The sequence below is a fragment of the Candidatus Poribacteria bacterium genome, from assembly GCA_021162805.1.
Taxonomy (GTDB): domain Bacteria; phylum Poribacteria; class WGA-4E; order B28-G17; family B28-G17; genus JAGGXZ01.
On the sequence record JAGGXZ010000086.1, the window covers coordinates 1 to 2,930 of the forward strand.

Below are 2,930 nucleotides of genomic sequence, written 5' to 3' on the forward strand. Positions count from 1 at the left end.
TCGTTGTTCCGGATGAGTTTGACTCGGTGTATGACCACAGGAGATTCAGATAAGGAGAGTAGCGATGTTCTGGATGATCTTTTTACTGATAGGAGCTCTATCGGTATCAGAGGCAGTTATAGATGAGGCGGTTATGGAGGGGATCAAGCATTATGACGACGCCTTGCGTTCCTACATGGTGCGGGTTCAACAGCGGAACACCTACTACAGGGTCCCATGGGAGGAGGAACAACTTGATCCCCCGTTCCAGAGGATTTACGTCGGTAGCTTCGCCACCAGCGGTTTCCTGAAAGAGGTGGTGAAGGTCTACTCCAAGCTGATCGAGACGGGAGATGTGGAGGAAGATATGGAGGTTAAGGTGATACACAGACGGGTTTTCGACGGGAAGAAGATAGCGGAGGAGATCGAGTATCGCTACCCCGATCGTTCCAGGGAGAGGGAGTATCACATCTTCCCACCCCCTGCGGATTTCCGTCCCTTTAAGAGCGAGGAGTTCGATCCCAAATGCTGGCTTGGCCTTTATGGGACGCCGATCGGCAAGGTTCTGACGAGTAACAGGATCTCTGATCTCTCTTTCAAGGAGGAACAGGTCAACGGTGAGAGATGTTATCGCATTAAGGCCCGCAAGCCTTATGGATCTATAGAGTTCCTGATCAACACCGAGAGGGGATACCGTCCCCAGGAGATCATCCAGACCAGGGATGGGGAACGGATCGTCATACGGATCTCGCTGGCCCGCTATTCCGATCTGATCTGGTATCCGGAGAGGGTTGTCAAGAGGAAATTCGTCGGCCCACCTGGCAAGGAGAGGCTTGTGTTGGAGAAGGAGCTGAGGTTCACTCAGTTCAAGGGGAATGGGGAGATTCCACCGAGGAGATTCAGGCTGATGATCGATAAGAACTGTACCGTATTTGATCATAGATAGGCGAATCGATGTCCAACGTCCAAAGTCCAGGGAAGCCCGTTGTCGAGATTTCCTCGGCAAAGCTTGTCTGAAAAGGGGGATTCAAATGATGCGTTATTTAGTTTCGATGGTGATTATCGTGTTGTTGATACTCTCCCCTGGAAGCTGGTTATACTGTCAAACTCGGTTTGATACAGGCGACATGCTATGCGGGCCGAAATCCCTGCTGGCCATATGCCGGTTGTTCGATATAGATGCATCGCTCGATGAGTTGATCCACCTGACAGGAGTAAGCGACCGGGGGATAAGCATGTATTCCCTATTTCAGGCAGCCAGGAAGATGAATCTGAGTGTGTCCGCCAGGAAACTTACGTTTGACGAGCTTGAGAAACTGAGAACGCCTGTGATCGCACACGTCAGCGGAGATCATTTCCTTGTGGTGGATGGGGTTTTCGACGGCTTTGTCAGGATTATCAATCACGACATCAACGCGCCTTATATCGTTTCAAAACGTGAGTTCTCCGGCGAGTTCGATGGAGCATGCCTGGTTTTCTCGCGCCCTCCCCGAAAAAGGAATGCTCCGAAGATCGTCTTTGACTCCGTTTTCCACAACTTCGGCAGCGCACCACGGGGTTCCACCATTAGTCACGAGTTCACGTTTCGAAATGAAGGCAACCTTCCCCTACAGATCAAAAGCATCACTACGACATGCAGCTGCCTCGTTGTAGGGAAGGAGGTAAAGCGATGTTACGCAAGGCTTTTCAATGGCAGATTCTAGTGGTGATTGTAGGCATCGTCATCGTTGGACTGGGAGTGAAAGCAGACCAGTCCGCGATGAAGGAGGAGGCGATGCGCCAGTTGTATGGAGGCACCATCTGCTGGACGGTTGCTAAAAACCCTCTTGTTCCGAACTGTGATCCGACGACATGTCCTGAAAGCGGTGCGATCACTCAGATCTCATATGGGATGGAGTACTGCAGCACAACCGCCGCCGGATATTACGAGTGCAATCAAGTTGGCAATCGAGCAGAGTGCCGAACCATCATCTACGAAGATCTGAATTGCACAGATGTCATTATTAACACGGTTTCCCGTTGGGGACCAAACTACGAAGAAGGAGGAGGAACTTGTCCGTGACCAAGCATATGGAAGGGAAGAAGGGATTGAAAACCCTTTTCCCCTTACTTTATGGAGGTAAAACTATGAAGATGAAAGCAGGGTTAGCGATGATGGTAGTAGCTCTAATGGTGCTTATAGGAATTTGGTTGACCCACAGGGAGAAAGAGAAACCTTCTCCCGAAGCGAATGTAAAGATGGAAAGACATGTGAGTAGGCCTGCAGTTGCAAGGGTTGCTCCGAGCAAGCCGAAGGTGGAAGAGAAGAATGATTTGACATTTGAGGAGTTCAACAGGCTGGTGGACGAGTATTTCAATGATGAAGAAGTGAAGGCGACGAACTCTGGAGAAGCTGAGGTTGAGGAGGAGCCTGTGGGGCTTGATGAAGTGGAGGAAAAGGCAGATAAAGAGGTGAAAGAGGAAGGGAAAGATGAAGATGCAGAGAAGCTGATACAGCAGATACGGTATGAGCAACTGGCAAGACTTTTGCCTCGCCACGAGGAGCTTCAACAGGAATATCACGATCTTCAGAAGATGAGGGGTTATATACCAGGGCCTATCTTTAACAAAAGGGAACGTGAGATATGCGAAGAATGGATCGAGGTGCTAAAGGAATTAGCGAGACTATTTCCCGAAGCAGTTATTTATAAACCTAGGACTCCGGATTCGCCAGGCTACTCCAGCATAGATTATCGAAAGCTCCGAGAGCTTGTTGGCGGACGGTTGCCCATAGAACCCTATTTCAGACCGTGAATCTAAAGGGGAAGAAGATGACATTTCCCCCTCCAGGTATTGTGATTTGATCATGCTTCAGCGCTTTATGCGGACAATCGGCGATCATCTGTCCCTGGTGGTTCTCATCTCTTTAACGCTGCTGGAGATTCTCATCCTGATCCCTTATGTCCTCCACA

General features: G+C 49.8%; 4 protein-coding genes. All 4 read left to right on the forward strand.

Annotated features, from left to right (window positions below):
• The first annotated feature begins 64 nt into the window (after positions 1-64).
• The 4 genes from J7M22_06990 to J7M22_07005 all read left to right on the forward strand — a co-directional run bounded on the left by J7M22_06990 (position 65) and on the right by J7M22_07005 (position 2,772).
• Positions 65-925 (forward strand): hypothetical protein, encoded by an 861-nt coding sequence (locus tag J7M22_06990; GenBank protein ID MCD6506357.1) that lies wholly within the window; start codon positions 65-67, stop codon positions 923-925.
• An 88-nt stretch (positions 926-1,013) separates the two neighbouring features.
• Positions 1,014-1,682 (forward strand): DUF1573 domain-containing protein, encoded by a 669-nt coding sequence (locus J7M22_06995; protein ID MCD6506358.1) that lies wholly within the window; start codon positions 1,014-1,016, stop codon positions 1,680-1,682.
• Entirely contained in the window at positions 1,649-2,041 is a 393-nt protein-coding gene (locus tag J7M22_07000) for a hypothetical protein (GenBank protein ID MCD6506359.1), read from the forward strand. The genes J7M22_06995 and J7M22_07000 overlap by 34 nt, the downstream gene beginning before the upstream one ends.
• Positions 2,042-2,106: 65 nt before the next feature.
• Positions 2,107-2,772: a hypothetical protein gene (locus J7M22_07005; protein MCD6506360.1), complete on the forward strand. Its 666-nt coding sequence runs from the start codon at positions 2,107-2,109 to the stop codon at positions 2,770-2,772.
• The last annotated feature ends 158 nt before the right edge of the window (positions 2,773-2,930 follow it).